The sequence below is a fragment of the Fictibacillus tiangongensis genome (genome assembly GCF_048083785.1).
Classification (GTDB): Bacteria; Bacillota; Bacilli; order Bacillales; family Fictibacillaceae; genus Fictibacillus.
In genome coordinates this window covers 531,198-557,332 of the sequence record NZ_CP182294.1, presented here as the reverse complement: position 1 = coordinate 557,332, position 26,135 = coordinate 531,198, and the positions used below count along the sequence as shown (strand labels likewise).

The 26,135-nt window shown below is 39.5% G+C and carries 34 protein-coding genes; 10 read left to right on the top strand and 24 right to left on the bottom strand.

Annotated features, from left to right (window positions below; genetic code table 11):
- Positions 1-10: 10 nt before the first annotated feature.
- From ACNJYY_RS03130 to ACNJYY_RS03100, 7 genes are all read right to left on the bottom strand, one after another.
- Positions 11-997 (bottom strand): branched-chain amino acid ABC transporter permease, encoded by a 987-nt coding sequence (locus tag ACNJYY_RS03130; protein ID WP_066391085.1) that lies wholly within the window; start codon positions 995-997, stop codon positions 11-13.
- An 89-nt stretch (positions 998-1,086) separates the two neighbouring features.
- The gene (locus tag ACNJYY_RS03125) at positions 1,087-2,286 is read right to left on the bottom strand and encodes a branched-chain amino acid ABC transporter substrate-binding protein (RefSeq protein ID WP_416730531.1); all 1,200 of its coding nucleotides are present in this window, start codon (positions 2,284-2,286) and stop codon (positions 1,087-1,089) included.
- A 228-nt stretch (positions 2,287-2,514) separates the two neighbouring features.
- The gene (locus tag ACNJYY_RS03120; protein WP_416730530.1) at positions 2,515-2,916 is read right to left on the bottom strand and encodes a secondary thiamine-phosphate synthase enzyme YjbQ; all 402 of its coding nucleotides are present in this window, start codon (positions 2,914-2,916) and stop codon (positions 2,515-2,517) included.
- A 135-nt stretch (positions 2,917-3,051) separates the two neighbouring features.
- Entirely contained in the window at positions 3,052-4,113 is a 1,062-nt protein-coding gene (rsgA, locus tag ACNJYY_RS03115) for a ribosome small subunit-dependent GTPase A (protein WP_416730529.1), read from the bottom strand.
- 576 nt (positions 4,114-4,689) lie between these two features.
- Complete coding sequence (locus ACNJYY_RS03110; RefSeq protein ID WP_416730528.1) at positions 4,690-5,745, bottom strand: SDR family oxidoreductase; 1,056 nt, start codon at positions 5,743-5,745, stop codon at positions 4,690-4,692.
- 131 nt (positions 5,746-5,876) lie between these two features.
- Complete coding sequence (locus tag ACNJYY_RS03105) at positions 5,877-6,053, bottom strand: hypothetical protein (protein WP_416730527.1); 177 nt, start codon at positions 6,051-6,053, stop codon at positions 5,877-5,879.
- A 2-nt stretch (positions 6,054-6,055) separates the two neighbouring features.
- Positions 6,056-6,523, bottom strand: coding sequence for a redoxin domain-containing protein (locus ACNJYY_RS03100; protein WP_416730526.1), 468 nt, complete (start codon positions 6,521-6,523; stop codon positions 6,056-6,058).
- A gap of 447 nt (positions 6,524-6,970) precedes the next feature.
- Here ACNJYY_RS03100 and ACNJYY_RS03095 point away from each other — a divergent pair, with 447 nt between their 5' ends.
- Positions 6,971-7,702, top strand: a complete 732-nt coding sequence (locus tag ACNJYY_RS03095) for a Bax inhibitor-1/YccA family membrane protein (RefSeq protein WP_416730525.1) — start codon at positions 6,971-6,973, stop codon at positions 7,700-7,702.
- 33 nt (positions 7,703-7,735) lie between these two features.
- On the opposite strand, the gene ACNJYY_RS03090 is transcribed toward ACNJYY_RS03095, so the two are convergent.
- The 3 genes from ACNJYY_RS03090 to ACNJYY_RS03080 all read right to left on the bottom strand — a co-directional run bounded on the left by ACNJYY_RS03090 (position 7,736) and on the right by ACNJYY_RS03080 (position 9,144).
- Positions 7,736-8,383: a hypothetical protein gene (locus tag ACNJYY_RS03090; RefSeq protein ID WP_416730524.1), complete on the bottom strand. Its 648-nt coding sequence runs from the start codon at positions 8,381-8,383 to the stop codon at positions 7,736-7,738.
- Positions 8,384-8,445: 62 nt separating this feature from the next.
- Complete coding sequence (locus tag ACNJYY_RS03085) at positions 8,446-8,598, bottom strand: hypothetical protein (protein ID WP_153238238.1); 153 nt, start codon at positions 8,596-8,598, stop codon at positions 8,446-8,448.
- Positions 8,599-8,700: 102 nt separating this feature from the next.
- Complete coding sequence (locus ACNJYY_RS03080) at positions 8,701-9,144, bottom strand: DUF6376 family protein (RefSeq protein ID WP_416730523.1); 444 nt, start codon at positions 9,142-9,144, stop codon at positions 8,701-8,703.
- Positions 9,145-9,285: 141 nt separating this feature from the next.
- On the opposite strand from ACNJYY_RS03080, the gene ACNJYY_RS03075 reads away from it, so the two are divergent.
- Complete coding sequence (locus tag ACNJYY_RS03075) at positions 9,286-9,471, top strand: hypothetical protein (protein ID WP_416730522.1); 186 nt, start codon at positions 9,286-9,288, stop codon at positions 9,469-9,471.
- Between the two features lie 30 nt (positions 9,472-9,501).
- Here the strand turns inward: ACNJYY_RS03075 and abc-f are convergent, their stop codons facing one another.
- From abc-f to ACNJYY_RS03040, 7 genes are all read right to left on the bottom strand, one after another.
- A complete protein-coding gene (gene abc-f / locus ACNJYY_RS03070; RefSeq protein ID WP_416730521.1) occupies positions 9,502-11,139 on the bottom strand; it encodes a ribosomal protection-like ABC-F family protein in 1,638 nt (545 codons plus the stop codon).
- Between the two features lie 270 nt (positions 11,140-11,409).
- On the bottom strand, positions 11,410-11,856 hold the full coding sequence (locus tag ACNJYY_RS03065) for an Hsp20/alpha crystallin family protein (RefSeq protein WP_416730520.1): 447 nt from the start codon (positions 11,854-11,856) through the stop codon (positions 11,410-11,412).
- A 12-nt stretch (positions 11,857-11,868) separates the two neighbouring features.
- Complete coding sequence (locus ACNJYY_RS03060; RefSeq protein ID WP_066391066.1) at positions 11,869-12,072, bottom strand: spore germination protein GerPB; 204 nt, start codon at positions 12,070-12,072, stop codon at positions 11,869-11,871.
- Positions 12,069-12,467 (bottom strand): spore germination protein GerPE, encoded by a 399-nt coding sequence (locus ACNJYY_RS03055; RefSeq protein ID WP_416730519.1) that lies wholly within the window; start codon positions 12,465-12,467, stop codon positions 12,069-12,071. The genes ACNJYY_RS03060 and ACNJYY_RS03055 overlap by 4 nt, the downstream gene beginning before the upstream one ends.
- Positions 12,468-12,473: 6 nt before the next feature.
- Positions 12,474-12,650 carry a spore gernimation protein GerPD gene (locus tag ACNJYY_RS03050; RefSeq protein WP_144703998.1) on the bottom strand — a complete coding sequence of 59 codons (177 nt, stop codon included), beginning with the start codon at positions 12,648-12,650 and terminating at the stop codon, positions 12,474-12,476.
- Complete coding sequence (gene gerPC / locus ACNJYY_RS03045) at positions 12,619-13,245, bottom strand: spore germination protein GerPC (protein WP_416730518.1); 627 nt, start codon at positions 13,243-13,245, stop codon at positions 12,619-12,621. Before gerPC ends, ACNJYY_RS03050 begins: the two co-directional genes overlap by 32 nt.
- Before the next feature lie 55 nt (positions 13,246-13,300).
- The gene (locus tag ACNJYY_RS03040; RefSeq protein ID WP_066391062.1) at positions 13,301-13,522 is read right to left on the bottom strand and encodes a spore germination protein; all 222 of its coding nucleotides are present in this window, start codon (positions 13,520-13,522) and stop codon (positions 13,301-13,303) included.
- Between the two features lie 163 nt (positions 13,523-13,685).
- Here ACNJYY_RS03040 and ACNJYY_RS03035 point away from each other — a divergent pair, with 163 nt between their 5' ends.
- Positions 13,686-13,904 (top strand): spore germination protein, encoded by a 219-nt coding sequence (locus ACNJYY_RS03035; RefSeq protein WP_066391061.1) that lies wholly within the window; start codon positions 13,686-13,688, stop codon positions 13,902-13,904.
- A gap of 11 nt (positions 13,905-13,915) precedes the next feature.
- Positions 13,916-14,455 (top strand): Hsp20/alpha crystallin family protein, encoded by a 540-nt coding sequence (locus ACNJYY_RS03030; RefSeq protein WP_416730517.1) that lies wholly within the window; start codon positions 13,916-13,918, stop codon positions 14,453-14,455.
- A gap of 91 nt (positions 14,456-14,546) precedes the next feature.
- On the opposite strand, the gene ACNJYY_RS03025 is transcribed toward ACNJYY_RS03030, so the two are convergent.
- On the bottom strand, positions 14,547-15,290 hold the full coding sequence (locus ACNJYY_RS03025; protein ID WP_416730516.1) for an AIM24 family protein: 744 nt from the start codon (positions 15,288-15,290) through the stop codon (positions 14,547-14,549).
- Positions 15,291-15,409: 119 nt separating this feature from the next.
- Here ACNJYY_RS03025 and ACNJYY_RS03020 point away from each other — a divergent pair, with 119 nt between their 5' ends.
- Complete coding sequence (locus tag ACNJYY_RS03020; protein ID WP_416730515.1) at positions 15,410-15,751, top strand: DsrE family protein; 342 nt, start codon at positions 15,410-15,412, stop codon at positions 15,749-15,751.
- A 324-nt stretch (positions 15,752-16,075) separates the two neighbouring features.
- On the opposite strand, the gene ACNJYY_RS03015 is transcribed toward ACNJYY_RS03020, so the two are convergent.
- Both ACNJYY_RS03015 and ACNJYY_RS03010 read right to left on the bottom strand, forming a co-directional pair.
- Positions 16,076-16,459: a YggT family protein gene (locus tag ACNJYY_RS03015; RefSeq protein ID WP_416730514.1), complete on the bottom strand. Its 384-nt coding sequence runs from the start codon at positions 16,457-16,459 to the stop codon at positions 16,076-16,078.
- 56 nt (positions 16,460-16,515) lie between these two features.
- On the bottom strand, positions 16,516-17,343 hold the full coding sequence (locus ACNJYY_RS03010; RefSeq protein WP_416730513.1) for an aminoglycoside N(3)-acetyltransferase: 828 nt from the start codon (positions 17,341-17,343) through the stop codon (positions 16,516-16,518).
- 163 nt (positions 17,344-17,506) lie between these two features.
- Here ACNJYY_RS03010 and ACNJYY_RS03005 point away from each other — a divergent pair, with 163 nt between their 5' ends.
- The 3 genes from ACNJYY_RS03005 to ACNJYY_RS02995 are packed head-to-tail and all read left to right on the top strand — an operon-like array spanning position 17,507 to position 21,081.
- Complete coding sequence (locus ACNJYY_RS03005; RefSeq protein WP_416730512.1) at positions 17,507-18,259, top strand: DeoR/GlpR family DNA-binding transcription regulator; 753 nt, start codon at positions 17,507-17,509, stop codon at positions 18,257-18,259.
- Positions 18,256-19,170 (top strand): 1-phosphofructokinase, encoded by a 915-nt coding sequence (gene pfkB, locus ACNJYY_RS03000; protein ID WP_416730511.1) that lies wholly within the window; start codon positions 18,256-18,258, stop codon positions 19,168-19,170. Before ACNJYY_RS03005 ends, pfkB begins: the two co-directional genes overlap by 4 nt.
- 15 nt (positions 19,171-19,185) lie before the next feature.
- Positions 19,186-21,081 carry a PTS fructose transporter subunit IIABC gene (locus ACNJYY_RS02995; protein ID WP_416730510.1) on the top strand — a complete coding sequence of 632 codons (1,896 nt, stop codon included), beginning with the start codon at positions 19,186-19,188 and terminating at the stop codon, positions 21,079-21,081.
- A 450-nt stretch (positions 21,082-21,531) separates the two neighbouring features.
- On the opposite strand, the gene ACNJYY_RS02990 is transcribed toward ACNJYY_RS02995, so the two are convergent.
- The 3 genes from ACNJYY_RS02990 to nhaC all read right to left on the bottom strand — a co-directional run bounded on the left by ACNJYY_RS02990 (position 21,532) and on the right by nhaC (position 24,492).
- Positions 21,532-22,317: a phosphatidylserine decarboxylase gene (locus tag ACNJYY_RS02990; protein ID WP_416730509.1), complete on the bottom strand. Its 786-nt coding sequence runs from the start codon at positions 22,315-22,317 to the stop codon at positions 21,532-21,534.
- A 126-nt stretch (positions 22,318-22,443) separates the two neighbouring features.
- The gene (locus ACNJYY_RS02985) at positions 22,444-22,977 is read right to left on the bottom strand and encodes a helix-turn-helix domain-containing protein (RefSeq protein WP_416730508.1); all 534 of its coding nucleotides are present in this window, start codon (positions 22,975-22,977) and stop codon (positions 22,444-22,446) included.
- Between the two features lie 114 nt (positions 22,978-23,091).
- Complete coding sequence (gene nhaC / locus ACNJYY_RS02980) at positions 23,092-24,492, bottom strand: Na+/H+ antiporter NhaC (RefSeq protein ID WP_416730507.1); 1,401 nt, start codon at positions 24,490-24,492, stop codon at positions 23,092-23,094.
- 157 nt (positions 24,493-24,649) lie between these two features.
- Here nhaC and ACNJYY_RS02975 point away from each other — a divergent pair, with 157 nt between their 5' ends.
- Together ACNJYY_RS02975 and ACNJYY_RS02970 are read left to right on the top strand one after the other, a co-directional pair.
- Complete coding sequence (locus tag ACNJYY_RS02975) at positions 24,650-25,120, top strand: NUDIX domain-containing protein (protein ID WP_416730506.1); 471 nt, start codon at positions 24,650-24,652, stop codon at positions 25,118-25,120.
- A gap of 37 nt (positions 25,121-25,157) precedes the next feature.
- Positions 25,158-25,325 carry a hypothetical protein gene (locus tag ACNJYY_RS02970; RefSeq protein ID WP_416730505.1) on the top strand — a complete coding sequence of 56 codons (168 nt, stop codon included), beginning with the start codon at positions 25,158-25,160 and terminating at the stop codon, positions 25,323-25,325.
- A gap of 67 nt (positions 25,326-25,392) precedes the next feature.
- Here ACNJYY_RS02970 and treR read toward each other — a convergent pair whose 3' ends face one another.
- A complete protein-coding gene (treR, locus tag ACNJYY_RS02965) occupies positions 25,393-26,109 on the bottom strand; it encodes a trehalose operon repressor (protein ID WP_416730504.1) in 717 nt (238 codons plus the stop codon).
- Between the last annotated feature and the right edge of the window lie 26 nt (positions 26,110-26,135).

The window sequence follows — 26,135 nt, the reverse complement described above, 5'->3', positions numbered from 1 at the left end:
CGCTCTTCACCTACACTTTCTCAGTAACTGCTTTGCCAAACAGTCCTTCTGGTTTGAATATCAATACGACGATTAAAATGGCAAACGCAAATACATCTTTATACTCTGCACCAAAGATACCACCCGTTAAAAGCTGGAGATTGGCAGCAGCAAACATTTCTAGAATTCCTAACATGAGTCCACCTGCCATAGCACCACGGATATTTCCGATGCCTCCGAGTACTGCAGCCGTAAATGCTTTCAATCCTAGAATAAAACCGATATACGGATCGATCGTTCCGTATTGCACAGCAAACAGTACACCCGTTGCTCCACCTAGAGCTGATCCGATAAAAAAGGTCAGCGAGATCACTCTATTCACATTGATCGACATAAGTGAAGCCGTTTCACGATCTTGAGCCACTGCTCTCATCGCCATACCCCACTTCGTCTTATTAACGAAGAAGTCCAGTCCGATCATCATGATCACTACTGCAATAATCAGGATCAATGTAGACGTTTTAAAGAATGCATCACTGAACGAAGAGGAGATGCTAGAAAATTTAATGGAAAATTGCTCATTAAACATGGATGGACCAGTTAAGATATAATTGCCTCTTTTGTATTCTGTAATAAAACGAACGAGATCCTGCAGCAAGAACGATACACCGATCGCTGAGATCAACGTGATCAGTTTAGGTGAATTTCGGAGCGGTCTGTAAGCCATACGCTCTATTCCAACCCCCATGAAACCGGTTAAGATCGACGTAACAACCAAAACAAGAATCAGAGCAAGTATGGCAGGCATCGCTGCCAACCAGCCCATTCCTGTCATAAGAATAAGCATCGCAACACCGATAAAAGCTCCGGTCATAAAAATCTCACCGTGGGCGAAATTAATGAGCTCTAATATTCCATAAACCATCGTATAACCGAGTGCAATAACGGCGTAAATCGCACCAAGAGCGATTCCATCTACAAGAACTTGTGGCAGACTTTGTAAAATTTCAGCTAACATAAATATTCCTCTCTTTCACGTCTGGGGAGTATGTAAAAAAGAAGAGGGACATGGCCGTTGGGGTCATTCCCTCTCTTGTAAACATAAGTTTACTTACTGATTTCGCCTTCTTGAACGCCTGGATATTTAGCTTCACTGAACTTGTAGATGTAGACTTTTGCAAACTTGTTATCACCGATATCATCAAACCCGACTTTTGTTACAACACCTTGGAAATCTTGAATCTTTCGGATTTCTTCTGCTACTTTTTCACGTGCAGGAAGGTCTCCGTCACTTCCTTCGATCGCTGCCTCTAGTCCTTTTAATAGTACGCTCATAGAATCATAGCCATAAGCTGAATAAGACTCTACGTTTTTGTTGAACTTCTCTTTGTATTTAGAAGAGAAATCTTTGCCTTCAGTTGATTTGCTTGCGTCAGCTGCTACAGATGTATAATAAACATCTTTTACAGAATCGCCAGCGATCTCAACTAGAGTAGACGAATCCATGCCATCTCCGCCCATGAATGGAATCTTAATTCCTTTGTCACGAGCTTGTCTGATCAACTGGCCACCTTCTGTGTATAATCCACCGAAGAATACTAAATCAGGTTTCTTTGATAACACTTGTGTAAGTACACCGTTAAAGTCTTTCTCGCCAACGGTAATTCCTTCGTAACCAAGAATTTCTGCTCCAGCCTCTTCAGCTGCCTTCTTAAACGCATCTGCAAGACCTGTTCCGTACGCTGTTTTATCTTGGATAACAAAGATTTTCTTCGCTCCTAATTTATTGATTGCAAAGTCTGCACCTGCAGGACCTTGGAAATCATCACGTGCTACGATACGGTTAACTGTTTTGAGTCCACGATCTGTTACTTCCGTCGCAGTATTTGCTGGAGAAACCATCGGCACTTTATACTTTTCATAAACTTCAGATGACGGGATGGAGACGCCTGAATTCAAGTGACCCACTACCCCTAGGATTGATTTATCTGAACCAATCAGCTGTGCGTTTGCTACACCTTTTTTAGGATCTGCTTGATCATCATATGGCTGAAGCTGAAGCTTGTACCCTAAGTCTTCAAACTTCTTCTTATTCTCTTCCAGCGCTAGCTGCGCTCCAAGCTTAATAGATTCCCCTAGTGTTGCACTACCGCCAGACAGCGGAGTTTGCGTCGCGATTTTAATTACTTTGCCGCTTCCGCCCCCTCCATTGCTTCCTTCTGAACCGCCAGAAGAATTACAGCCTGCCAAAAGTCCTAGTGATAATGCAGAAACCGCTAATACTTTTAACCCTCTCTTAATCCCCACCTAAAATCCCCCTTGTTTTGAATATTATGATAATTTCCACTATTTAAAAAAATAGTACATGAAGAAAAGGGATTAGACAACTAAATTTTTGGAAAAATAGAATTTTTATATTAAATTTAAAAGTTTTCCCTATTATTCAACATATTTCTTTCTAGTTCGCCTATCTAGAACTTTAGTAGGAATAAAAAAAGACTCACTGACAGACACAGTGAATCTTTTATAAGTAATTTATTTGTTTAAAATTTTTATGTGATACTTTCGAGTTCGTGGACCATCAAACTCACAAAAATAAACACCTTGCCAAGTTCCTAAGAGGAGCTTGCCGTTCTGAATAAATACGACTTGCGAAGAACCAACGGTACTTGCTTTAAGATGTGAAGCAGAGTTTCCTTCAGCATGGCGATACTTAGGGTGTTCCCACGGATACACCTCATCCAGGCGCATTAGCATATCATGTACAACATCTGGATCTGCATTCTCGTTAATTGTTATCCCTGCTGTCGTATGCGGACAATATATGTACATCACACCATCGTTTACACGCTGCTCTTCCAGATAAGCCTCCAATGTACTCGTAATCTCATACATCTCATCTCTTTGATGCGTTTGTATCGTAAATACTTGTGCCAATCTCATCCCTCCTCACTCTTCTTATTTTGATGTTTCCCTATGAAAATCCTTTTTAACACTTGAAAGTTAATCTATCAGTTTCAATAGACAAAAAAAGAGAGGAGTGGTTATAAAACCATTCCTCTTCCATTTCAATTATTTACGATGAACGCGCGTGCGGTCACCAGCGAGCTTTTTCCATTTTGCTCTTTCGGCATTCGCTAACTTCTGATCTTCTTTGCGTGCGAAGTAAGCTAATTCACGCTGAAGTTTTACATAACTGTTATATCGATCTGCCTTTAACTCACCTGTTTCAATCGCTTCCTGCACTTTGCACCCAGGCTCATTTTGATGTGTACAATCGCGAAAACGGCATTGTTCCGCATATCCTTCAACATCCTGGAAACTCTGGCTTAAGCTGCTGTCACCTTCCCACAATTGAAGCTCTCTCATTCCCGGAGTATCGATTAAGATTCCACCACGATCAAGAACAAGCAGTTCACGATGCGTGGTCGTATGCTTTCCTTTTCCATCTTCTTCACGAATAACGTTCGTTTTCAATACCTCTGACCCGAAAAGTTTGTTTGCAAGCGTTGATTTTCCAACACCCGAGGACCCTAATAGAGCAACAGTTTCCCCTTCTGAAATATAAGTTGCCAGATCATCAAGACCAACACCTGTTTCTGCACTAACTGCAAATGTCGGAACTCCAAACGCAACAGTTTCCACTTCATCTAATACGGTTTGAACATCAGCACAAAGATCCGCCTTGCTTAGAACGATAACTGGAGTCGCACCGCTTTCCCACGCCATTAATAAATAGCGCTCGAGTCTGCGAAGGTTGAAGTCTTGATTTAGAGCATTTACTAAAAAGACCGTATCTACGTTTGTCGCAACAATCTGTTCATCCGTTGTTAAGCCGGCTGCTTTGCGAGAAAACTTACTTTTGCGCGGCAGGATTCCGTGGACGTAAGCTTTTCCTTCTTGCGGAATAGCCTGAACAGCTACCCAATCTCCAACTGCTGGGAAATCATGACGACCTGTTGCATTAAAGCGAATCTTCCCTGTGATCTCACCTAATAATTCACCATACTCCGTTAGAACGCTATAGAGCCCTTTGTGCTCTACACTTATTCTTCCTGGAACAAGATCTTGATTTTCATATGTTTTAAACGATTCTTCAAATGTTTGATTCCAACCTAATGATTTTAAATTCAATGTAATACCCTCCGAATAAATGTTGTCATTTTTTATAAAACTTTTCCTAATACAATGTTGTCCTAGAATGTGGTTGATTTCTGTTCCAGGTGCTCGCTTTCCGGGGGACGTGCGGTGAGCCACCTCGATGCTATGCGCCCTTAAGTGTCTCACCTGTCCCAGGAGTCTCCCACCTTACACTCCAATCACCTTTTCAAAGGAGAAAAAGGAACAAAAATTACTTCATAGAAACAATGATTTAGTAAAAAGTCTTTCTTGCAAAATAAAAAGAACCTAATATACATACTTAGGTTCTTTACCGAAAGAAAGGTACACAAATACCCCTCTTCATATAAAAAACCATGGCACTGTTGTACAGCCCATGGTTAAATGACAAATTTAAGCGAAGACATTACATACGCAAATAAACTACTTGCGATTCTTCATTGTCCCAATAGGCTGTACATAAATTACACTCTCTGAAGTCAATCCATTAAGTTGTCTCATCATACATACCTCCTTGGGTTTCATTAAGATTAGTTACATTACTTCTACACTATAGCAGTATATGCATAAAATGTAAATAGATGCATATTTTTATTTTTGGGCAGAAGCGTTCTGATACCCCTCAATGATCCGTTTGATCATCGACATATCCATCTTAAGGGGCGCAGCTTCTATTTCTTCTAGCATTTGTTGAGTATTGCTGTCATCAAACGTAATATTTCTGTTCAAGTAATTTTTATAAACATCAATCACGCTGTTGAGAAGCTGTTCTTCTTCATTTAGAGACGGCTCATAATCGTACGGAGCAAGCTTAAACAGCTCAAGTCCCGCTTTTTCCCTCATAACCTGGAAAACATCTGCACTAAGGGGCGGATTGTTATTTGTAATATGATAGATCTTGGTCTCTCTTCCCTTTTTTAAAACACCAGATAAAACATCCGCTACATAATCGACAGGAACAAGATTCTGCGTACTGCCTTCTTCACACAATAAGTGGAACACGCGATCTCCCATTCCTTTTCTCTGAAACCTTTTCTTAAAGACTTCAAGGCTTCGAAGTAATCCGTACAGCGTAAACTTAGAGTCCGCTTCTCCTGTTTTAGAATCACCAATAATGATTGCCGGTCTTAAGATACTTACGTTAAAACAATCTGTGAATTCCATACATAAGTGCTCTGCTTTACACTTACTCTCTTCATACGGATTGTTAAATACATTGTTCACGCTGTGCAATTCTTCTTTAGCAAATTCGTCTTTGCCGAGTGTATAGGCTGTGCTTACATAATAAAAATGCGATACCCCCATGTTCTTTGCAGCATGAAGTGCATGTTGGGTACCTGTATAATTTATTTGAAAAAGTTCATCTTTAAGGTCTAAGTCAAATTTCACTAGGGCAGCCATATGATAAAATACATCAATTTTATCTGTAAGCTCTTGCTCCGCTTCCTTCGTCATACCTAAGTGAGGAGCTGTAATATCCCCTTGAATAATATGAATAACGCCGTTTAAATCAGCTGTCTTGTGAAGAAGCTGTTCAGCTTTTTGTAAGTTTCGCGCTAACACATAAAGTGTATGACCTTCACGCGCTAAATTTTGAATTAAGCGACCACCTAGAAAACCAGTTGCTCCAGTTAAAAAAATATTCATTCAGCTGTTCCTTCCTATTCCTATATCAGCATACTTCTGCTTATATAGTACCACAACATTGCTTATGTGTTGCCGGTTTCAAAAGATATGAGAAATAAGCCACAAAATAAAAAAGCTGCTAAAAAGCAGCCTTATTTTTCATCATCAGGTTTAGCAATATTAATAGCTGGCATCTCACTATTCATATAATCAGTTGGATGGCCATCGGTTTGTTGTTGTTTCTCATCATAAAAATAAGCGTTGATCTCTTGTTCTGCGTGAGCAGTCGGATCTTCAACGGGTTCGTGATTCTTACGTTCCTGGTCCACAGCTAATCTCCTTTTCCACATGATTCACAAGCTTTAAATACTTCTTCATACTGAAGCTTTTCATTCGCATCAAACGTATGGTTGCTGAACTGAACAACACCTTTTTGATCGATAACAAAACATGATCGAACAGCAGTTCCATTTTCTTCGTTAAGAACACCAAACTTACTAGTTACTTTTTTGTGCCAATCAGCTAAAAGTGGGTAAGGCAAGGTTCCTAGAGCAGCCGCAAAAACATTATGTGAGTAAATGTGATCAACACTGATTGCAAGTACTTCTGTATTTGCCTCTTCAAAACGTTTGTAATCCTCTTTCCAAGAGGTAATTTCCTTAATTCAGCCAGGTGTGAAATCTAGCGGATAAAAAGCCACAAGGACATTTTTCTTTCCTTTAAAATCTGATAATGAGATATCTTTTTTTAATGTGGACGGTAACGTGAAATCAGGTGCAACATCACCTTTTTGTAGCATCTACCCCACCTCCTTGCGTCTTTAAGAATATACTTCCCTGAACGCATAAAAGAAAACGTTGGAATATATAGTCATTGCATAGTGATCTCTAAAAAGCTGAAGACTTATAAAAGCCACTTCAAGACTTATAAATTTTTATGAGGACTTATAAAAAAGTTTGAAGACGCATAAATTTTTCCGAAGACTTATAAAGAAATGTTTCAGTACAAAAAAGCCAGGGAATGCAGTCCCTGACTTCATTTTTTCTATTTTGTTGCAGTTTCTACAATGATTTCAACTGTTTTCTCCTTCAACTGCCAAAATTGCCGCACATAAATAGCTGAATGTAGCTTTGCATATCTAGAAGCGAGCATACTCAGGCTATAAACGAATGACATATTATTTTAACGCATGAAACTTTGATGATGTTTGTACGTATTTAATGTATGAAAAGAAGGAGGAATTTTCATGAGAAGTGCGAATCCTGCTTTAAAAGGCTCCACTTTTGATAAGTTCAGAGGGACGTCTTTTAGCAAGAAAATGACTTTGTCCGGAACAGTAAACAAAACGTTTATTCTTCTGCTTATCTTGATGGCTTCTGCAATTTTTACTTGGTATCAATACAACTTAGGTAATCCTATCGGTCATTTGATCGTGATCGGTTTGGTTGGAGGGCTTGTAACAGCATTAATCGTTGCATTTGTACCTAAAACAGCACCTCTACTTGCACCGGTATATGCTGCACTGGAAGGTCTTGCGGTAGGTGGTATATCAGCTAACTTTGAGGCTCAATTTAATGGCATTACATTGCAAGCTGTCGCTCTAACTTTCGGAACGTTGTTTGCCTTGTTACTCGCATATATGTTTAGGATCATAAAAGTGACTCAGAATTTCCGGTTGATTGTTTTCTCAGCAACTATGGGAATCATGCTCGTTTATCTCACCAGTTTTATCTTAGGTTTTTTCGGAATGAGTGTTCCTTATCTACACAGTACAGGTCCGATCGGGATTGGAATTTCCCTGTTTATCGTAGTAATCGCTGCACTTAATTTAGTTTTAGATTTTGATTTTATTGAATATGGAGCAGATCGCGGAGCACCTAAATATATGGAATGGTACGGTGCCTTCGGACTTATGGTCACGTTGATCTGGCTGTACTTTGAAATTTTACATCTGCTTGCAAAATTAAGAAGAAACTAAAAAAGGAGAAGCCCACAAAAGGCTTCTCTTTTCTTACGTCAATATGTTTATCCATCTGTAAATCGCCCAGCATCCTACACCGATATTGACTGCAAATAATGCAGCTAGCATGACTTTGTTAGGATGAGTAACGAGCTGCGCGAAATATAATGCTCCCCATAGGATGAGAATAAGCATTGCCCATATGAGGCTGCTGTCGTTTCCTTGCATGACCGCTCCGTAGCTGAAGATCCATGTATACGGAAGTAAGAGGCTTCCTGTAACAAAGTATGAGCTATGAACACCGTGAGTTTGAAGTTTGTTAGCTAAAGGTGCTCCTTTAATCATTACACCATAAAGTAAACATATCCCAATGGCGATACCAAGGAAGAATCCGATCTGAAAAATTTCATAAAAGAAAACAGGCAATACGGAAAATGCCTCTAACCAGAACAATCTGCTAAAAAAAAGTATGGTTAGTCCGAACAAGATATAAGGTATGGAATAACGTGTTCGGATTCCCTTCCAAACTGTATGGCCTAATAAGAGTAAGCCATAAACAAAAAACAAAAAACCCAGCAGTTTGCTGGAAAAAAGCATAAGGAAACTGTATAAACAGAAAAGAACGGCAAACGCAATATGATAGAAATAATCATATTTTGTATGCCTAGCTTTTTTGAACGTATTATTTATTAAATTCATGTTGCACCTGCCAAGACTAGTCGTGTTTATACATTTATCGTCAAAGACTGGTTATTTTCAAGTTATTCCTTTGGCACTTTAACCACGCCTCGCATGTGCCAGAGATGAATCAGTTCTAATCGTTTTCGATATTGTTTCGCCTGAAGCCTGCCTTTTTTGTATCTTTTCTTCAAAAGCTGCATATAATCTTCAATCTTAATATGATAGTCGTCCATTCTTTTACCCACCCTCACCAATTATCTCATTGTCATATTCCCGAATTTAGTCGAAATGTAACATGAAATTTTAAATAAATGGGCAAAAGTAAGAAAAAAGTATTACTCGCCTAATTGCTTAATATCGTTTAATAAGTCAGTGTATACTTTGACATCATCTAGCAACCCACTCTTCTCTAAAAAGTCAGGGGTCAGTTCTCCGTTCTCTACTGCCGTTTGATACTTATCTATTCCATCTTGGAAGGTTTGATTATGTTCCATCACCTGATTATGAATATCTTCAAATACAGATGGTGGAGATAATTCATTAAATTCTTCAATAGTTGTATTCATTTCCTCAAGGGCCTTTTCTAACTCCCCACGTGCATTTTGATCAGATACAGCTTTCTCCGCTAACGAAGGAATTTCTTTTGAAAATTGTTGCACTTCGTTAATATATTCAGTTGCTTCTGGTACATAATTAATTCCGTTCGTTACGTCTTCCACCGCTGAACACCCTGTAAGTACACTAAATGACAAAAGAACAGCCAATATTGTTTTTTTCATTCGATCTCCTCATTTCTTTAAATTTACTTTATTTGAATCTACATTAATTCGATTTTCACTTATTATTTTCTACGGCTTGGCTGCAAATAAGTTTCAAATTGGGACATTCTAATACTAGTTCAAACAGAAAGGCTGATTAACATGGCAAAAAAAGATAAAGAAAATGAAGGTAAAAAAGATTTATACTTAGACGTTGACCGAATGATGAACGAAGGAATGGCCGGAGGTACGGTAGCTGACGAAAAGGATCTCAATCAGATCGGGTACGATTCAGGGATCGATGATCAAGAAGAACCGCCGATAAAAGTAGATAAAAAAAAGAAGTAAAGCCACTCATCATTGAACGGCTCTACTTCTTTATGATCTTAACTTATTCATTCTATGCAGTACATCTTTATAACGGCGATCGAGCTCATCTTTTTTGCTGAGATCTGAACAGACGGAAAGCTGACTGATCAGTTCCGTTATCTCAAACTGCAGCTTTAGCAACTCATCACCATTGTGATTCAAGTCGTTTGGGGTTTCGCTTCGTTGTTTCTTAAACTCTGTATAGCCCCCTTCGAACCAGTATGCTTCAGGTGGCTGCAGCTCTAGGATGTGTGTAGCTGTCTTTTCCATTAAACGTCTGTCATGTGTAGCCAAGATAAATGTACCAGGATAGGCTACCAAAACTTCTTCTAAGGCTTCTCTTGTAAACAAATCCAAGTAATTGGAAGGCTCATCTAACAATAATACATTGTAGTCACTCAAGAAAAGTTTGGCTAAAGCAGTCTTCATCTTTTCGCCGCCACTTAAGACTGCTACTCGTTTAAAAACATCCTCACGTTTAAACAACATTCTTGCCAATATTGTTCTTACCCATGTTTCTTCGTACAGACTATTTTCCATCACGTTCTCAAGAATACTTTTTTGTGGATCTAGAATATTAAGATGCTGATGAAAATAGCCTATTTTAAGCTGATTGGATTTTTCAATCGCTTCATTTCCGTTATAGATCTCTTGTAGCAAGGTAGATTTTCCGGTTCCGTTCCTGCCTGTGAGAACGATCTTCATCCCCGGTTTTATAGAGAACGTAAGATTTTGAAACAGTTGTTTTCCGTCAAATCCTAAAGGAAGGTCTTTAACAGCTAAGACTAGTTTTCCATGTATCCTTGAGAATCGTTGTATATCAAATTCCACGTTTTGCTGCTTATTTGGCTTTTCTTTTTTATCGAGCATCTCGATCCTTTTTTCAATCACTTTCGATTTTTTTTCAAGTGAACGCTTTGCATTTTGAAGTTTTCCTTTTCCTAGCTTTGCTTCACTATAAGACATGCGTGTTGGTTTGTTCTTCATGTCTCTCGCTTTTGCTGCTTTTTCCTTGGCCGTTTTCTCTAACCTAGCTTTTTCTTTAATATACTGTTCATATTCAAGATGTTTGCTTTTGAGTTGTTGATCTTTTTGAAGCTGATAATCTGAGTAGTTTCCTGGATATGTCGTAAACGTCTGGTCATCGATTTCGATGATCTTCGTACATATCGTATCTAGAAATACACGGTCATGAGAGACAAGCAATAGGGCTCCTTTAAAATGTTGAAGTACACCTGCCAGTTGATCCATTCCTTCCACATCAAGATGAGACGTAGGTTCATCTAAGATAAGGATATCAGAGTCTCTTTCAAGAGCAGCGGCGATTTGCGAACGCGTTCTTTCACCACCGCTCATCTTGTCATACTTTTTGCCTTGCAGGTTCCAAGCGGCTTCACTTTTTGAAGTAATTCGTTGCTCTTCTTGGTCAAACTGACTTACGATCGCTAGTGTTCCGTAATGCTGGATGGACCCTGCATCTCTATCCTCAGTTTCTGCGATTAATTTGAGAAACGTTGATTTTCCAGTACCATTCAAACCAACAAGACCTACTCTGTCGCCAGCAAAAAGTTGCAGCGGTTCTGTTTGCTTTAAAATTAATTTTCCATCATACGATTTTTCTAAATGCTTCGCTTCTAATAAAAGCATAAAAAAACCTCCCCTATTAACTAGAGAGGTCTGCCCAAGCCAAAATACGTATCACAAAAAAACACGCAACAACACGTTTTTTTGCAACAAAAAAACAGGCCTGTAATGAAGTCCTAAAAATGGGCAGAGAAATCCTATCTAGCGTTCTACTTTTTATTCAAGTAAATGGCTAAAATCAGATTAATTGCGCATTGGACGTATACACCTGTTCCTTCCGTTGTTTTCCTGTATTGTAAGGTAGTTCATATCCAGCCGTCAAGACCACGCTCGCTATTCTTGCACCCAGTTTAAGTTTACCTTTCGCTGATTCGCTCCAGGTCGTGTATCTTTTAATAAGCGAATGAATAATAACCCTTTTCGATAAAAAGCCTGCACAGGCTCTTGAAGAACTTTTTCTGGCAAATGAATCTCCCGATTAAATGCCCCGAGTTGAAATTCCTCTGAACTTAAATGATAGGAATCTAACGTCAGTGATAACTTTCCTTGTACAGTCAGCTTGAACGGGTCAACCATAACTTCAACATCCTCTGTTCGGTTCAAACCAGGCAGCGCCAATACACAGCAAATTTCCTGCGGTGTGTCATAGATGTTGCAAAGAGGACTCTCATTATTCTGATGGTTATTCGATCTTTGATTTTGATTCGGTGTAAAGAACTGATCACCAAAATATTCTTCGGCCATCCTTTTCCAGTCCATCATTTGTTTCCAAGTGTCCAATTCAATCACCTCTTATGAAGGCGGCCCTAAAGGAACAGAAGGAGCAGTATCCGGATCCGGAATCTGAGGGGCAGGACCTGTAAAACCGCCTGTGTTAAATAATTGCGATATTGGCTGTATAACCCCGGCGCTTCCTATTTGGAGCACAGATGAGTTTTGTATGCCATCCACTCTTATCTGTTGAATAACGATCGTCTGACTAACAAAAAGATTCATGTTTCCTCCTCCTCACTTTCCGGATTAGGATTCGTTAAGAAATTACGAACATGCTTCACTCGAGATTGAAGTTTAATATCGTTAACCGATCCAATATGAAGAATTGATGAACTGGACACCCCAAGAATATCTATTTTTCCAACTCTAATAAATGGGTTCGCATGATACGTTTGCTTTACCTTATAAACCGGGCAAACCGGAACTAATACGGGCTGTGAGAAAACTTTGTATTTGCTGTATGGAACATTGAACGTTCCAAACTTTGTACTTTCTCTCTGGATCGCTAATGCTGCAGAAAAGCTATTGATCTTGTCAGTATCTCCTGTTTGCAAAACACCGGAGTTAGCAAGAGAATTTAATAGGATGCAATCAACGACAGATGTCCGATACATCATACACCTCTATAGAGGAACAAGTGATGTACCTAAGACTAAAGATTCCGGAGGTGTGTCGAATGCAGATCCTAGACTGATACAATCTGTGTCTCCGATTAATACGACTGACGATAACCCTACACCGATTATGTGAATCTCTCCTACATACAACTCATGATTGGTTACGCAAAATTTCACTCTCATCCCCTCCAGTAGACTTTGAATCTCGTAAATGTACGATAAACGTCTCGATACCACGATAGATGTCCTCTTTTGTTTTTTGAATGATATCTCTTCTGCCACGCTCGTCTTTTGGTTCATATTTTGTGAGATAGTGTTTGATCCGTCCTGGAACTTGCCGCTGTACATCTTCTAAGATGAAGATTCGATAAGGTTCGTCTAACGGAATGTTCATTTTGCTTTCAAGTGACTTTAAATAAACAGGAGCTTCTTTTTCAAAGAAACCATCCATCACTTGAATCATCTCTCGGTAGTTTGGATTTTCGATCGTACTTCTTTCCATCTTTCCTGGCATCTGAAGGGTATTCTGACCAATATTGAACTGTTCGATCAAGTCTTTGCTGTCATCTGAAGACCCAAGCCCAATGTGCAGGGTACCTTCGAGCTTTTCTATCTTTAATTGATCAAACTTATATTCAATGTTTTGAGGTTGGGACGACAGGTCGCTCACTTGTTTCTTTAAAGCTTTTATCTGATCTTCTAAGTCCCTTATCTTATCATTCTGATCGAGGATCATCTGTTGAAGCTTACTCAAGTAATAGTTGCTCTCTTCATTCATACAATCAGCTCCTTAGTTAGATGTATGCCTACTACCTAAGGAATTTGCTTGTCGTTTAAAAATTTGCTGCCGCATTGCTGTCATTTACATCAGGGTCTTGTGTAAACGTAACATTATAGCCGTTCTCCAGACGAAGATTATCCCCTGTATTGAAAGATCCAGCACCTGCATACGTTTTTGCGTAACTGACTGGACAGATGGTCTGGACGTCTCCCACATGAAAAACGCTGCCGCTCGATATGGAGTTTACTGATACAGATCCCACAATTGCTGGCATATACGTTCATCCCCACTTTCAAGTACTTCTCACATGTTATGCATCCGCCCAATCTTTTGTGCCTAAACGCTTCTATTCACCATTAGGCTTCTACCTACATAACTTATCTGTAAAGGACGACGTCACAATCGTTATTTTTTCTTGAAAAAGGGAGGTGCTAAAAGTGCCCTGTTTAATTGTAGCTCCTATTAATATTAATGCGGCAGAAGGGGTTGTGAATTTTGGTGATACGCTCGTCATCAATCCCAAATCAACAGGCAAAGGATACAACGGCTCTGGCGGAGGAAACACAGGGAATTTTATACAAACAACAAACGTAGTTAATGCAACAAATACTTTAGATCCTGATATTTTCGATTCCAATAATGCCGGCAATGCTTAGGGGGTATAAAGATGTTAGGCAAAGGTCCTATGATGCCTTTTTTTAATAACCGTTCTATGGATGACTGGCTAAATTCTTTTGAACAATACGTCAACAAAGGGCTCAATCAGTTCGAGAAATTTGCAGACCAGATGTCGTTTGAAGTGGATACAGAAGAAACAGCAGACGACTACAAGATTCGTGCAAATCTAAAAGACTATAATCCTGAAGACCTTCAGATTGAAATCCTCAATCAAGGACTTCAGATTAAAGCACAACGCGAAGAAGTACGGTCAACAAAAAATAAACGGACGGGGCACTTTCAACAAAGAAAGGCAATGAAACGAACAGAGCGATTCGTCCAACTGCCTTTCATGTTTCGAAACGAAGATGTTAAAGCACAATATACGAATGGCATCTTAACCATTTCCGTTAACAAAAATGGCGGAGAAGTTATGAATCCGACTGTACCTATACAAGTCGTGACTAATTCAAGTGATAGTGTTGAGAAAGACAGTAATGCTAACAATACTGCCAATGTAGTTAACAACAACGGGCAGTTTGAAGAGTAGGTGCAACATTTCGTTTTCTTATGTATATTAATACCTATAAAAAATGCTGACAGAAAAGGCATATATCCATCCTTTTTTGTCAGCATTTCTTTTATCTTCCTAGTGTAGGCGCGATCCACACCTCGCCGGTTCCTTCAAAAACGTGCAAGTAACCTTCACCGCTTGTTGCAGATCCGATGATTGAAGAGGATGCTCGTTTTACAGAGAAATCGATATCCCCTTTTCTTAAGAGCGCAAAGTTCCCATCCACTTGCAGTTTTTCATCATGAAGCTGTATCTTCATGATCTGCTGAAGCGGAACTGGACTCTGAAGCACACAAAATCCTGAGCCTCTTAATCTCGTTTGAAACAGTCCGTCCTCTCCTTTTATAGAAGACGTTAGTTTTTGTCTAGCTACACCCAATTGCACAGACGGTTCTGCCGCATAGAACATTCCGCGATCTGCAACAACTTCTTCGTCGTTTAAGTTTAATAATAAGTAATGACCATACGAGGGCTCTAAATAAATTTCTCCGGTACCTTCATATAATGGTTTAAACAGAGATTCTTCCGTTAAGATATTGGAAGCCATCTTCTTCATGAACCCTCCCACTCCACCAGCATTGCTTTTCAAACCAAGATCACCTTTCATAAACTGCAAAGCTCCCGCTTCAGCTTGTACCGCTCCTTGGCGCAATGTGATCCGAACTTGTTTTAACGATATTCCCGTTTCTTTGGCGTAGTATGAAGAACTTGACCCTGCACTAGTTATAGGCAACTGCTTATATTCAAGGACTTCAAAGGTTGCTCGCCGTCCTTCTTCTTTTTCGATAACGTTAAAAAGTGATTCATTCATAACCATCATCCTCCTTTTTCTAGCATAACAAACTCTGACTTTGTTTAAACCAAGCGTGGTATAATTCACACAAAGATATTGGCTAACGCCAAAAGAATATGAGAGAGGCGTGATTTGACGTGCAGAACAAAATCATTCTTGTAACAACTGATTCATTTGGTACTGGTAACGATCCTGCTCTTGGAGAAAACGTAATGGAAACGTATTTTACGGTTTTGAAGCAGCAATCTGACCTTCCAGCTGCGATCTTTTTCATGAATCGTGGTGTTTATTGCCTCACAGAGCAGTCTTTATGTTCACTGCATCTAAAAGAAATAGAAGATAAGGGTGTTAAAGTGTTCGCATGCAAGACATGTGTTGATCACTATAACGTAGAAAATGAGCTTGCGGCTGGAGAAATTTCAGGAATGGCACATTTTGTAGAACTATCTACTACATATGAAGTTATTACGATTGCATAATATTAAAGAATTTTAATAGCTTTTACCACATTCGATGCTGAGATTGGATGTAGTTAATTTCCGCTCCAGGTTGCTCGCTTTCCGCGGGGCAGGCGGTGAGCCACTTGCCGCTTTGCGCCACTAAGTGTCTCACCTGCCCACCTGTCCCGCAGGAGTCTCGCACCTTCCACTCCAATCAACTTGCAATGAAGTGAAGAAAAAAATTCAAGGGCAACAATCCTCGAGCAAAAAAGAAGATGATCTACTTCTCATCTTCTTTTTTCTTCTAATTAACATGACATAAAAAATACGTACACCTAACGAGCGGTGTACGCTTTTTTAGTTCTATCTTTTTTCTTCTCGTATGATTCTCTTTTCTCTAGTCGTTGCCTCGTCTCGGATAACAGGTTCTTCTCTAATAACTGTTTCACGATGAACGTGATCTGCTTTTCTTACTGAGAATAGCCTTTTCAGCAGCATGCCGACTACCCCATACACTATGATTGCAACAATCGTAGACAATTCGATCACGAATCCATTGGCGAGTTCGATGTTTGGAAAAATCGCTGCAAATGGTAAAAGAAGCGGTTGGCTCAGACCGTATATAAGCTGTGCGAAAGCTGCTCCTTCATTTGCATTAAACAGTAGAAAAATAAAACGTAAAATTAAGATTAGCTGAATGATACCGACTATGAATGAAATAATTGTGGCTGGAACGGAACGCCTCATCGCAATTCCCTCATTTCATTGGATTTGCTACTAAACATACCCTTCTTTTCACAATATTAAGCATGCTCAATCGGTTTATTACTTTGGTCATACTCACATAGCCATTTCTGCGTAAAATCCACCAGTTCTTTCTGTGGAATCAATCGACAAACAGCCATCCCTACTTTTCCTTTTCTGACAGGATAACTATTTCGCTCGTACACCTCTCCAATCTCTTCGAACAATTCTTCTCGATAAGAAATATGAGTGAACGACTTCCATACTCTTTTTCCATCGCTAAAAAATGGGCCTGCATTTTGTTCTGTAATTGGTGACGGTACGCGATGTTCGGCTAAGTGCATGGAGGTATTCGAATCATAGCCTACACCTAGCAGAAGAACATGACCCTGAAGTTCGTAAACTCTTCCAAGAGGTGACTGTTCGCCTAAACCGAAATCCACTGAATGATTGTTTATGATCGTTTCTTTATTTTTGCCCCATGCAGCAAAAGAGTCTGTCGGATGATTGCTTCTTAGAACACCCGGAAACGTGCGAAATGCTTCTACAATCGCTCCCATAAAGTATGTCGGTGTTACAGCTGGATCAAACGCAGGCATCTCTTCTATGATTGTCGGCCACCACTCCTTTGGAACCGGTGGATTCAGCCACCCTGCCGGATCAGAATAATGAGCCGTATGTGTAGGCATAACTAATGTTCCTTCTTCTGTAATAACGTCCATTAACGCTTGTACAACTGCAACAGGTCCTCCTACAACCCAACCTAGTGACTTAAAGCTAGAGTGAACGATAACGGTCATTCCTTTTTTCAGTCCTAATGATCTAAGATCCTCTGCTAAAGTCACCCTCGTTTTTGGATAATCTGTATGTAATTCAATACTACTCACGCTTCTCACAACCTTCAGCTTTTTATGTACCCCCATTATACCAAAGGAAATGGAATACTTTGGTTATGATTGTTTTTGATTATTTTTGGTTGTTTGTGATTGAAAAATGTAAGGGCTTACGTTACAATGATGTCAAAGATAGAGAACATTTGGAGGTGTCAGGATGCTTACACCTGAAAGACATCGTAAGATTATTGAAGTATTAGGCGAAAAGTCAGTTGTAACTATACAAGAACTCGTAGAAGCGACAGCGTCCTCTGAATCAACGATACGCAGAGATCTAAGTCAGTTGCAGAGAGAAAAGAAGTTAAAACGCGTACATGGCGGGGCATCACTTACTCACCAAAAAAGCGAAGAATTGAGCGTTTTTGAAAAATCCGAGAGAAACGCTTTAGAAAAAGAAAAAATTGCACAATATGCTTGTGATTTAGTTGAGACTGGGGATTGCATCTATCTCGATGCAGGTACAACAACACTAAGGATGATTCCTCATCTAAAGAACAAAGAGATCACTGTTGTAACGAATGCCATCTCACACCTTGAAGCGTTAAGTGAACACGAGATTAAAACGTACTTAATAGGCGGACTCGTTAAATCTAAAACGAAAGCACTTGTAGGAAGCAGTGCGATAAAAAGTTTAAGTGCCTATCGGTTCGACAAGGTATTTCTTGGAATGAACGGCATTCACATCGAAGCCGGTTTCACTACACCAGATCCCGAAGAGGCAGCAGTTAAAAGTTTAGCGATCTCGCTTTCACAAAAAGCATTCATACTAGCTGATCATACGAAGTTTCACGAGACTTCTTTCTCAAAAGCAGCAGAACTAAGTGAGGCGATCATTATAACGGACGATATTGATGATGACGTCATCTATGATTTTCAAGACAAGACAGAAATAAGGGTTGTGACATCATGATTTATACTTGCACACTGAATCCATCCATTGATTATGTAGCTCGTGTGGAGGATTTTAAAGAAGGACAGTTAAACCGTACGTCAGATACTTTTGTTTATCCCGGAGGAAAAGGAATCAACGTTTCACGCGTTCTGAAACACCTTGGGATTGAAAGTACTGCACTTGGTTTCACTGGTGGGTTTACAGGGGCTTTTATCAAAGACTTTTTAACACGAGATAACATTCAGCATGATTTTATAAATGTTTCAGAAGTTACAAGAATTAATGTAAAGCTCAAGTCTCATAAAGAAACGGAGATCAATGGTCAAGGACCTGTTATCTCTAAAGAAAATCAGCAAAATTTAATTCAAAGAATTGATAACATGAGTAAAGGTGATTTCCTTCTTCTTGCTGGAAGCATTCCACCATCAATCTCTGAGAATTTTTATGCCGAGATTGCTAAGAAATGTAAGGACAATGGCGTTCATGTTGTTATTGATGCTGCTGGAGAAGCGCTTCGAAACACCCTTTCGTACCAGCCATTTTTAATCAAACCTAATCACCACGAACTGGGAGAACTTTTTCAAACAACCGTGCACAGTAAAGAAGATGCTGTTTTTTATGGTAAGAAGCTATTGGAAGCCGGTGTACAGAATGTCATCGTTTCGATGGCTGGAGATGGAGCGATCTTTCTCAACCAAGATACCGTTCTGTTATCAAACGTACCGGTTGGAACCGTTAAAAATTCAGTAGGTGCTGGTGATTCTGTTGTAGCGGGGTTTCTTTCTCAGGTTACCCAAGAACGCGACTTCTCTACCGCGTTCCAATATGGGATTGCGGCAGGAAGTGCTACTGCTTTTTCAGAAGATCTCTGCACATTAGAACAAGTAGAATCTTTACGGAAACAGATCGTTATAGAAGAAATACGGTAATGAGGAGGAATTTAGATGAAAATTACAGATGTATTAACCAAAGATACAATCTTATTAAACTTACAGTCTCAATCTAAAGTAGCCGTCATAGATGAACTGATCGAAAAACTCTATTCAGCTGGAAAACTGAATGATAAAAAAGCATATAAAGAAGCTATATTAGCAAGAGAAAACCAAAGTACGACAGGAATCGGAGAAGGAATAGCCATACCACACGCAAAAACGAATGCGGTTAGCGAGCCTGCCATCGCTTTCGGGCGTTCAACCGATGGCATCGATTATGAATCCTTGGATGGCCAGAATGCACATCTTTTCTTTATGATCGCCGCATATGAAGGCGCTAACAACGATCATTTAGCGACACTTTCCAGACTTTCAAGCTTTTTAATGGACCCTAACTTTAGAAAAAGTCTTGAATCCGCAGAAACGGAAAAAGAAATTCTAGACGCGATCGACGCAAAAGAAAAAGAGATGGAAAAAGAAGAAAACCCTACCTCTTCTTCTAAACAAAAGATCCTAGCCGTTACAGCTTGCCCTACAGGTATTGCTCATACGTATATGGCAGCTGATGCGCTAAAAGCAAAAGCGAAGGAAATGGACGTTAACTTAAAAGTAGAAACAAATGGTTCGAGCGGAATTAAAAATGCACTTACGAAAGAGGATATTGAAGAAGCTCATGCGATTATAGTCGCTGCAGATAAACAAGTTGAGTTGGAACGCTTCAACGGTAAACATGTGATTCAAGTTCCGGTAGCTCAAGGGATCCGAAAGCCTCAACAGCTCATTCAGCAGGCGTTAGATCAAGATGCTCCTGTTTATAAGAGTAACGGAGAAACATCGAATGTTGAAGAGAAGAAAAATGCTTCGCCAGGAAGATCTGGGTTTTATAAACACTTGATGAACGGTGTGTCCAACATGCTTCCCTTCGTTGTTGGTGGAGGAATTCTAATTGCGATCTCGTTTATTTTCGGGATTAATGCAGCTGATCCGAAAGATCCATCTTATCATCCGATCGCTGAAGCACTAAGCACGATTGGCGGCGGTAACGCGTTCGCTCTCATGATCCCTGTTTTAGCTGGTTTTATTGCGATGAGTATCGCAGATCGTCCAGGATTTGCTCCAGGTATGGTCGGAGGATTCATGGCCGCAACAGGCGGAGCAGGTTTCCTTGGTGGACTGATTGCTGGTTTCTTAGCAGGATATCTAGTTCTTGGATTAAAAAAGCTGTTTAGCAGCTTACCTCAGTCATTAGAAGGAATCAAACCTGTTCTTCTTTACCCATTATTCGGCATCCTTCTAACCGGTCTGATCATGATGTTCATTGTGATTGAACCAGTTAAAGCATTGAACGACGCATTAACGATGTGGTTAAAAGGCATGGGCACTGGAAATCTCGTATTCTTAGGTTTAATCCTAGGCGGAATGATGGCCGTCGATATGGGTGGACCAATCAATAAAGCAGCTTTCACATTCGGTATCGCGATGATCGATGCAGGTAACTTTGCACCTCATGCAGCTATTATGGCTGGCGGCATGGTTCCACCGCTTGGACTCGCACTATCAACAACATTGTTTAAAAAGAAATATACAAAAGCGGAGCGTGAAGCAGGTAAGACAAATTACATTATGGGAGCTTCCTTTATTACTGAAGGTGCTATTCCATTTGCTGCTGCCGATCCTGGTCGTGTAATCCCAGCCGCTGTGATCGGTTCCGCTGTAGCTGGTGCATTATCGATGGTATTCGGAATTGGACTTCCAGCACCACATGGAGGCGCGTTCGTAATTCCAATCGTGAACGGAAATCCTTTACTATACGTACTAGCGATTTTGATTGGTTCAATCGTTACCGCATTTATTGCTGGTATGCTGAAAAAAGAAGTTCAGGAAAATAAAAAAGAACTCGCAGCTTAATGTGAGGGAAAACTGAAACAGAAGAAGGATAAAACTAACTCGCGATGACGAGAAGTTTTATCCTTTTTCTTATGTGATGTTTTATTTACTAAATTAATATACTCATCCTAAAACCGTTCCGTTATCAATTAGAAGTTTAGCAAAAGGTTGTTTTTATGTTTTTCTCTTCCTATGCAAGTTGATTGTAGCGCATGGTGCGAGACTCCTATGGGACGAGCGGTCAGACCGAAAAGTGGAAGTGACTCGTTCAGCCCCGACAAGCAAAAGGTGAATGGGCTATGAAAGCGCACTTTGCCTTCTTGACCGTTTAACTTTTGACCTCGAGGGGCTAGTCACTGCAACTAGGCAAGGAGGCTCACCGGTCGCCCCATGGAAAGCGAGCAACCTGGAGCGGAGATCAACTGCTATCAGAGCTACTAAGTAAATTGAAACAGCTTTTTAGTTTGATAATTAAACTTCTTTTGGAATCCATTCACCAAGAAGCTCACCCATCTTAACCTTGCCTTTTTTGCCTGTGAACTTCAAAGCCCCTTTTGGAATACACAAAACAACAGTAGAACCAAACGAAAAATACCCAAAAGAATCTCCTCTTTTTACAACCGACTCATGATTTGTGCGTTCAATCGTATTTACATTCAAAGCACCTACCATAACATGTGCAAGAGGTTGTCCGCTTGCATTCATTTGAGTAACTAATCTGTAATTACGTGTTAAAGGTCGAAGTCCATGAAGCAGTCCAATTTCGTTGACTGGAGCTGCTTCTTTTCCTAGCGTGTAGACAGATTCAACTTCAGCATCCACCGGAACATGAACTTGATGATAATCTGTTGGACTTAAATAAAAAACAAATACTTGTCCCCCGCTGTATTTCTTCGCTTCTGATTCAGAACCTAACAATTCAGCAATCGTATATTCTTGTCCTTTTACAGTAAAACGGCTCTCTTCTGTAAGATGATCGACTACGGATAACACAGCGTCACAAGGACTAACAAATGCATGAGCTTCTGATGGAACAGGGCGAGCATCTGGTCTTAGATCACGAATAAAAACATCATGAAGAGAATGATATTCTTTAAGCTCCCTTGTCGCTTCGTTAATGTTTATTTTATATAGTTTCACGAATGAAGGGATGAAAGGTTTACTTGCTTTAGATTGTGCAAATTTCTTTAATGATCGTGCCACAACGGGATGGCCGTTCAATTCAAATAGATTTCTATAAAATTTAGTCATGTTCATGTTCTATCACCTAACTTTAATTTAATATTAAATGAATATTATCATTATTGATAACGGTATTTATGTTTTGGTTTTTGATATTTACATTATAATGCATCCTGCAAAATATATCAGTGTTTCCTCTTTTTAACTGTTCTTCTTAGGTTCAGGCACTAACATCTGAACAAGTTTAACCTTCTTTTTATGTTTTGCAGGTCTGTTTGGTACATATTTGCCGATGAGTTCTTGCATTCCCTGACTCAGTTCTTCCCACTCTTCATCATTTAAATAAAGATCCAACTGATTATAACCAAAAATATCTGTTTTAAGATCCGTATTACCGTTAAAGTAAGCTTCCACTTCGCCAGTTACAGTAGATACAAACGTCATAAACATTTTCATGTGCTCTTCTTTAGACAAATTGGCTGCCTCTTCTGCGGTTATATATGTTGAGTTTTGATTCATAGCATAAGTCCGCTCTACAGCACCACGTATTTTTTTTTCTTGAACCACATAAATGATCTCATTCTTACTAAGAAGATTTAAATGCCTATATAGTGTGGCCTGCGGAACTTCAGATACCCATTCTTTTAGTTCCATTACAGTAGCCGGACCTTTTGAGAGGTGTTGTATAATCTTCATTCGAACAGGATGCAAAATAAAATCTGCTTTGCTTTGCATGATACAGAATCATCCTTTTTATTATTGTTATCGATAATGATAATATTTTATCTTATATTTGTCAAAAGAAAGAGAAGCATCTAACGAGATGCTTCTCAAAAGTTTTCTATATCATTATGCTGCTGTGTGATCATTATTTAATGAATTCGTTTTTTTTTGTCCAATACTCCAACCTGTGTAAGCCAGAAGTAATGTAAACATAGGGGACAGCCATAAGAATAATGCGTATGGAATGTATTCGATAACTGATACACCTAATGTTGATGCAAAGAATGCACCACTCACACTCCAAGGAACGAGTGGGTTTACAAGTGTACCTCCATCTTCTACCGTTCTAGACAAGTTCTTTAATGGAACCCCAGATTTAATATAAGCGTCCTTCAACGCCTGACCTGGCAACAGGATGGAAAGGTACATTTCGCCTGCTAGTAAATTGATTCCTACTGAAGATGCTAAGGTAGTTGCAATTAGCTTGCTCGCTTTTTGAGTAGTGTTCTTTATAGCTCCAAACAATAGATCAAACATTCCTAACGCTTGGATGACTCCACCTAATCCTAATGCGATCAGTACAAGTGAGATCGACCACATCATGGACATTAATCCGCCTTTATTAACGATGGTATCTACTGTTTCATTCCCTGTCTGCGTTTGCAGACCATTTTGCATAGTATTAATAACTTTTTGCAATGTCAGGTCTGGTACTAAGAAAAACCCTACGATGATTGACACCGTTACACCAGCTAAAAGGATAGGTATGATTGGCAGTTTACGAAACGCCAAAACTAGTACAACAACTGGTGAAATGAGAGTTAATAGATGAATTGGGAACTCGTTTGAAAGCACTGACTGAATCTCTTTGATCTCTTGAAGATTCGCATTGCCTCCACTTCCACCAAGTACGAAAAAGGCAATTGCAGTCAGGATGAATGCCGGGACAGTAGTCCACATCATATGTCGAATATGTTCAAACATATTCACGCCAACAACACCTGGTGCAAAGTTTGTTGAGTCTGACAATGGGGACATTTTATCGCCGAAACACGCTCCAGAAACAATGGCTCCTGCAGCCAATGCTGGATTGACTCCAAGCACGTGACTGATACCCATCAATGCTACCCCTACTGTTCCAACTGTTGTAAAAGAACTTCCTGTAAAAGACGAAACAATAACGGTAATGATAAGAGCACTTACTGCAAACCATTCAGGCTGAATGATATCCATTCCGTAAAATAATAATGTTGGAACTGTTCCACTTAACATCCAGCTGGCAATAACAAGTCCTACTGTTAAAAGAATCATGATCGGCTGCAATCCTGCTATGATTCCTTTCAATATTCCTTTTTCTATCGTCTTCCAAGGTGCGCCAAAGACAGCTCCTACTGCACCCAATAAGATTAAGCAGGCTAACAAAGGAATATGCGGTTCAACTTTTATATACACGAGACTCGTGAACATCACAGCAAAAATCATTGTAAACAATCCAAGAGCCACCGGTAATTTCATTTCTTTTTTCATGTAAATCTCTCCGTTCATCTTCTCACACTTATTTACTTAAACGCTTTTACGCGTTGAAGCGTGTTAGCAACTGTTATAATACTAACTAACTTTACAGAAGCTGTCAACATTACAGACATGGTAAATTAAAGAAAAGTACAGTATGGAGGCTGATCATATGAACAGAATTAGAAGTTCAGTAAAAGCATTAATCATTCATGAGCATCATGTACTAACAATAAAAAAAGGAAATAAAGATGAAGCGAAATATGTTATACCTGGTGGAGGGCAGGATTTTAACGAGACTTTATCAAACGCAGTGATTCGAGAGTGTTTAGAAGAACTTGGTGTAGAAGTAGAAGTTGGTCCATTGTTATGGGTTCGGGAGTTCATCAGCAAAAATCACGTTGAGAATCAAAAAGATGAGGACCGAATACATATTGTAGAGCATATATTCGAAGCTTTCTTAAAGAAAGTTCCACAACACTTTCAGCCGCTTTCTCCAGATTCTACTCAATTAGAGATCCAGTGGCTGCCAATTGATCGGCTATCAGAATACAATTACTATCCCCGAGAGATTATTCCATTGATTAAAGAGAAAAGCCAATCGAAAAAATGTAAACTTACTTATGTTGGAGATATGAATTAGGCTTGAGGATTTACTTATAAAAAAGGGGGTATTTGCTTTGTGGTGGCTGCTACTTTTCATCATCGGTATCTTTGTATTAGCTTTTATCATAGATTACAAAAGAAAGAAAAGAAATGATAAACATGCCCATAGTGTAGACCCTAGTGTAAGACAAGGTGAAATCGGTAGCAATTGGAATAGCGGTGATGATCCAAATGGATTTTAACCAATAAAAACGCAGAGGATGTACATGTCCTCTGCGTTTCTTAATGTGTATTTGACTGCTTTAATGTTCATCTTCCCCGTCTTGCAAAATCGACAAATCGGAAACGATCGAGTCGGTGACGAGATTCTGTGTATTGAAAAAGGCTCGCATCTTCTAGATACACATAGTTTTTTACGACAACAATATGCTCAAACCGACCTAGATCTAACAACTCTTTATCTTCTTCCGTACAAACTTCAACGACAATTTCTTTTTTTGCAAAACTGATCTTCAGACCTAACTCATTCTCTAGATAAGCGTAGATAGATTGTTCCGCAATTTCTTTCGTGAGCTTTGGTACGTACTTTTTCAGAAAATAATCTTTGTCCAAAATGATCGTCTCTCCGTCAAGCTCGCGGGAACGAATCACTTTCCAAGTAAGCTCTTCATGTTCTGTCTGGAGCTGCTGTTGAAGAAACTCATCCGGCTCGATCAAACCAAATTCATGAACAGTCGTTACACTGTTTTTTCCCATAGACTCTGACAACTCTTGAAAACTTACTAACCCCGAAACAGGAAAGCTAAATTTGTTTGTCTCGAGAACGATCGATCCTCTACCACGGATTTTCTGTATGAAACCGTTTTGCGATAGAAGGTTTAGTGCCTTTCTGACAGTCTCCCTCGATGTTTCGTATTGTTCTGCTAAATCATGCTCGGAAGGAAGCTGCGTATTAGCCTTTATGACACCCTCTTGAATTTGTGCAGATATTTCCTGATAGATTTCTTGAAATTTATTTTTTCTCATCATTATTCACCATACATAGTGTAGCA

Excerpts from the sequence above, each read along its gene's own strand:
- gerPC (WP_416730518.1), bottom strand. The coding sequence starts at position 13,245 with ATGAATGAAGAGAGCAACTATTACTTGAGTAAGCTTCAACAGATGATC.
- ACNJYY_RS03040 (WP_066391062.1), bottom strand. The coding sequence starts at position 13,522 with ATGCCAGCAATTGTGGGATCTGTATCAGTAAACTCCATATCGAGCGGC.
- ACNJYY_RS03015 (WP_416730514.1), bottom strand. The coding sequence starts at position 16,459 with ATGAGGCGTTCCGTTCCAGCCACAATTATTTCATTCATAGTCGGTATC.
- ACNJYY_RS02975 (WP_416730506.1), top strand. The coding sequence starts at position 24,650 with ATGAACAGAATTAGAAGTTCAGTAAAAGCATTAATCATTCATGAGCAT.
- ACNJYY_RS03025 (WP_416730516.1), bottom strand. The coding sequence starts at position 15,290 with ATGAATGAATCACTTTTTAACGTTATCGAAAAAGAAGAAGGACGGCGA.
- ACNJYY_RS03130 (WP_066391085.1), bottom strand. The coding sequence starts at position 997 with ATGTTAGCTGAAATTTTACAAAGTCTGCCACAAGTTCTTGTAGATGGA.
- ACNJYY_RS03095 (WP_416730525.1), top strand. The coding sequence starts at position 6,971 with ATGAGAAGTGCGAATCCTGCTTTAAAAGGCTCCACTTTTGATAAGTTC.
- ACNJYY_RS03090 (WP_416730524.1), bottom strand. The coding sequence starts at position 8,383 with ATGAATTTAATAAATAATACGTTCAAAAAAGCTAGGCATACAAAATAT.
- nhaC (WP_416730507.1), bottom strand. The coding sequence starts at position 24,492 with ATGAAAAAAGAAATGAAATTACCGGTGGCTCTTGGATTGTTTACAATG.
- ACNJYY_RS03110 (WP_416730528.1), bottom strand. The coding sequence starts at position 5,745 with ATGAATATTTTTTTAACTGGAGCAACTGGTTTTCTAGGTGGTCGCTTA.
- ACNJYY_RS03075 (WP_416730522.1), top strand. The coding sequence starts at position 9,286 with ATGGCAAAAAAAGATAAAGAAAATGAAGGTAAAAAAGATTTATACTTA.
- ACNJYY_RS03030 (WP_416730517.1), top strand. The coding sequence starts at position 13,916 with ATGTTAGGCAAAGGTCCTATGATGCCTTTTTTTAATAACCGTTCTATG.
- ACNJYY_RS03005 (WP_416730512.1), top strand. The coding sequence starts at position 17,507 with ATGCTTACACCTGAAAGACATCGTAAGATTATTGAAGTATTAGGCGAA.
- ACNJYY_RS03055 (WP_416730519.1), bottom strand. The coding sequence starts at position 12,467 with ATGATGTATCGGACATCTGTCGTTGATTGCATCCTATTAAATTCTCTT.
- ACNJYY_RS03085 (WP_153238238.1), bottom strand. The coding sequence starts at position 8,598 with ATGGACGACTATCATATTAAGATTGAAGATTATATGCAGCTTTTGAAG.
- ACNJYY_RS02990 (WP_416730509.1), bottom strand. The coding sequence starts at position 22,317 with ATGAACATGACTAAATTTTATAGAAATCTATTTGAATTGAACGGCCAT.
- ACNJYY_RS02995 (WP_416730510.1), top strand. The coding sequence starts at position 19,186 with ATGAAAATTACAGATGTATTAACCAAAGATACAATCTTATTAAACTTA.
- ACNJYY_RS02985 (WP_416730508.1), bottom strand. The coding sequence starts at position 22,977 with ATGCAAAGCAAAGCAGATTTTATTTTGCATCCTGTTCGAATGAAGATT.
- ACNJYY_RS03060 (WP_066391066.1), bottom strand. The coding sequence starts at position 12,072 with ATGAATCTTTTTGTTAGTCAGACGATCGTTATTCAACAGATAAGAGTG.
- ACNJYY_RS03050 (WP_144703998.1), bottom strand. The coding sequence starts at position 12,650 with ATGAGAGTGAAATTTTGCGTAACCAATCATGAGTTGTATGTAGGAGAG.
- pfkB (WP_416730511.1), top strand. The coding sequence starts at position 18,256 with ATGATTTATACTTGCACACTGAATCCATCCATTGATTATGTAGCTCGT.
- abc-f (WP_416730521.1), bottom strand. The coding sequence starts at position 11,139 with ATGCTTTTATTAGAAGCGAAGCATTTAGAAAAATCGTATGATGGAAAA.
- treR (WP_416730504.1), bottom strand. The coding sequence starts at position 26,109 with ATGAGAAAAAATAAATTTCAAGAAATCTATCAGGAAATATCTGCACAA.
- ACNJYY_RS03080 (WP_416730523.1), bottom strand. The coding sequence starts at position 9,144 with ATGAAAAAAACAATATTGGCTGTTCTTTTGTCATTTAGTGTACTTACA.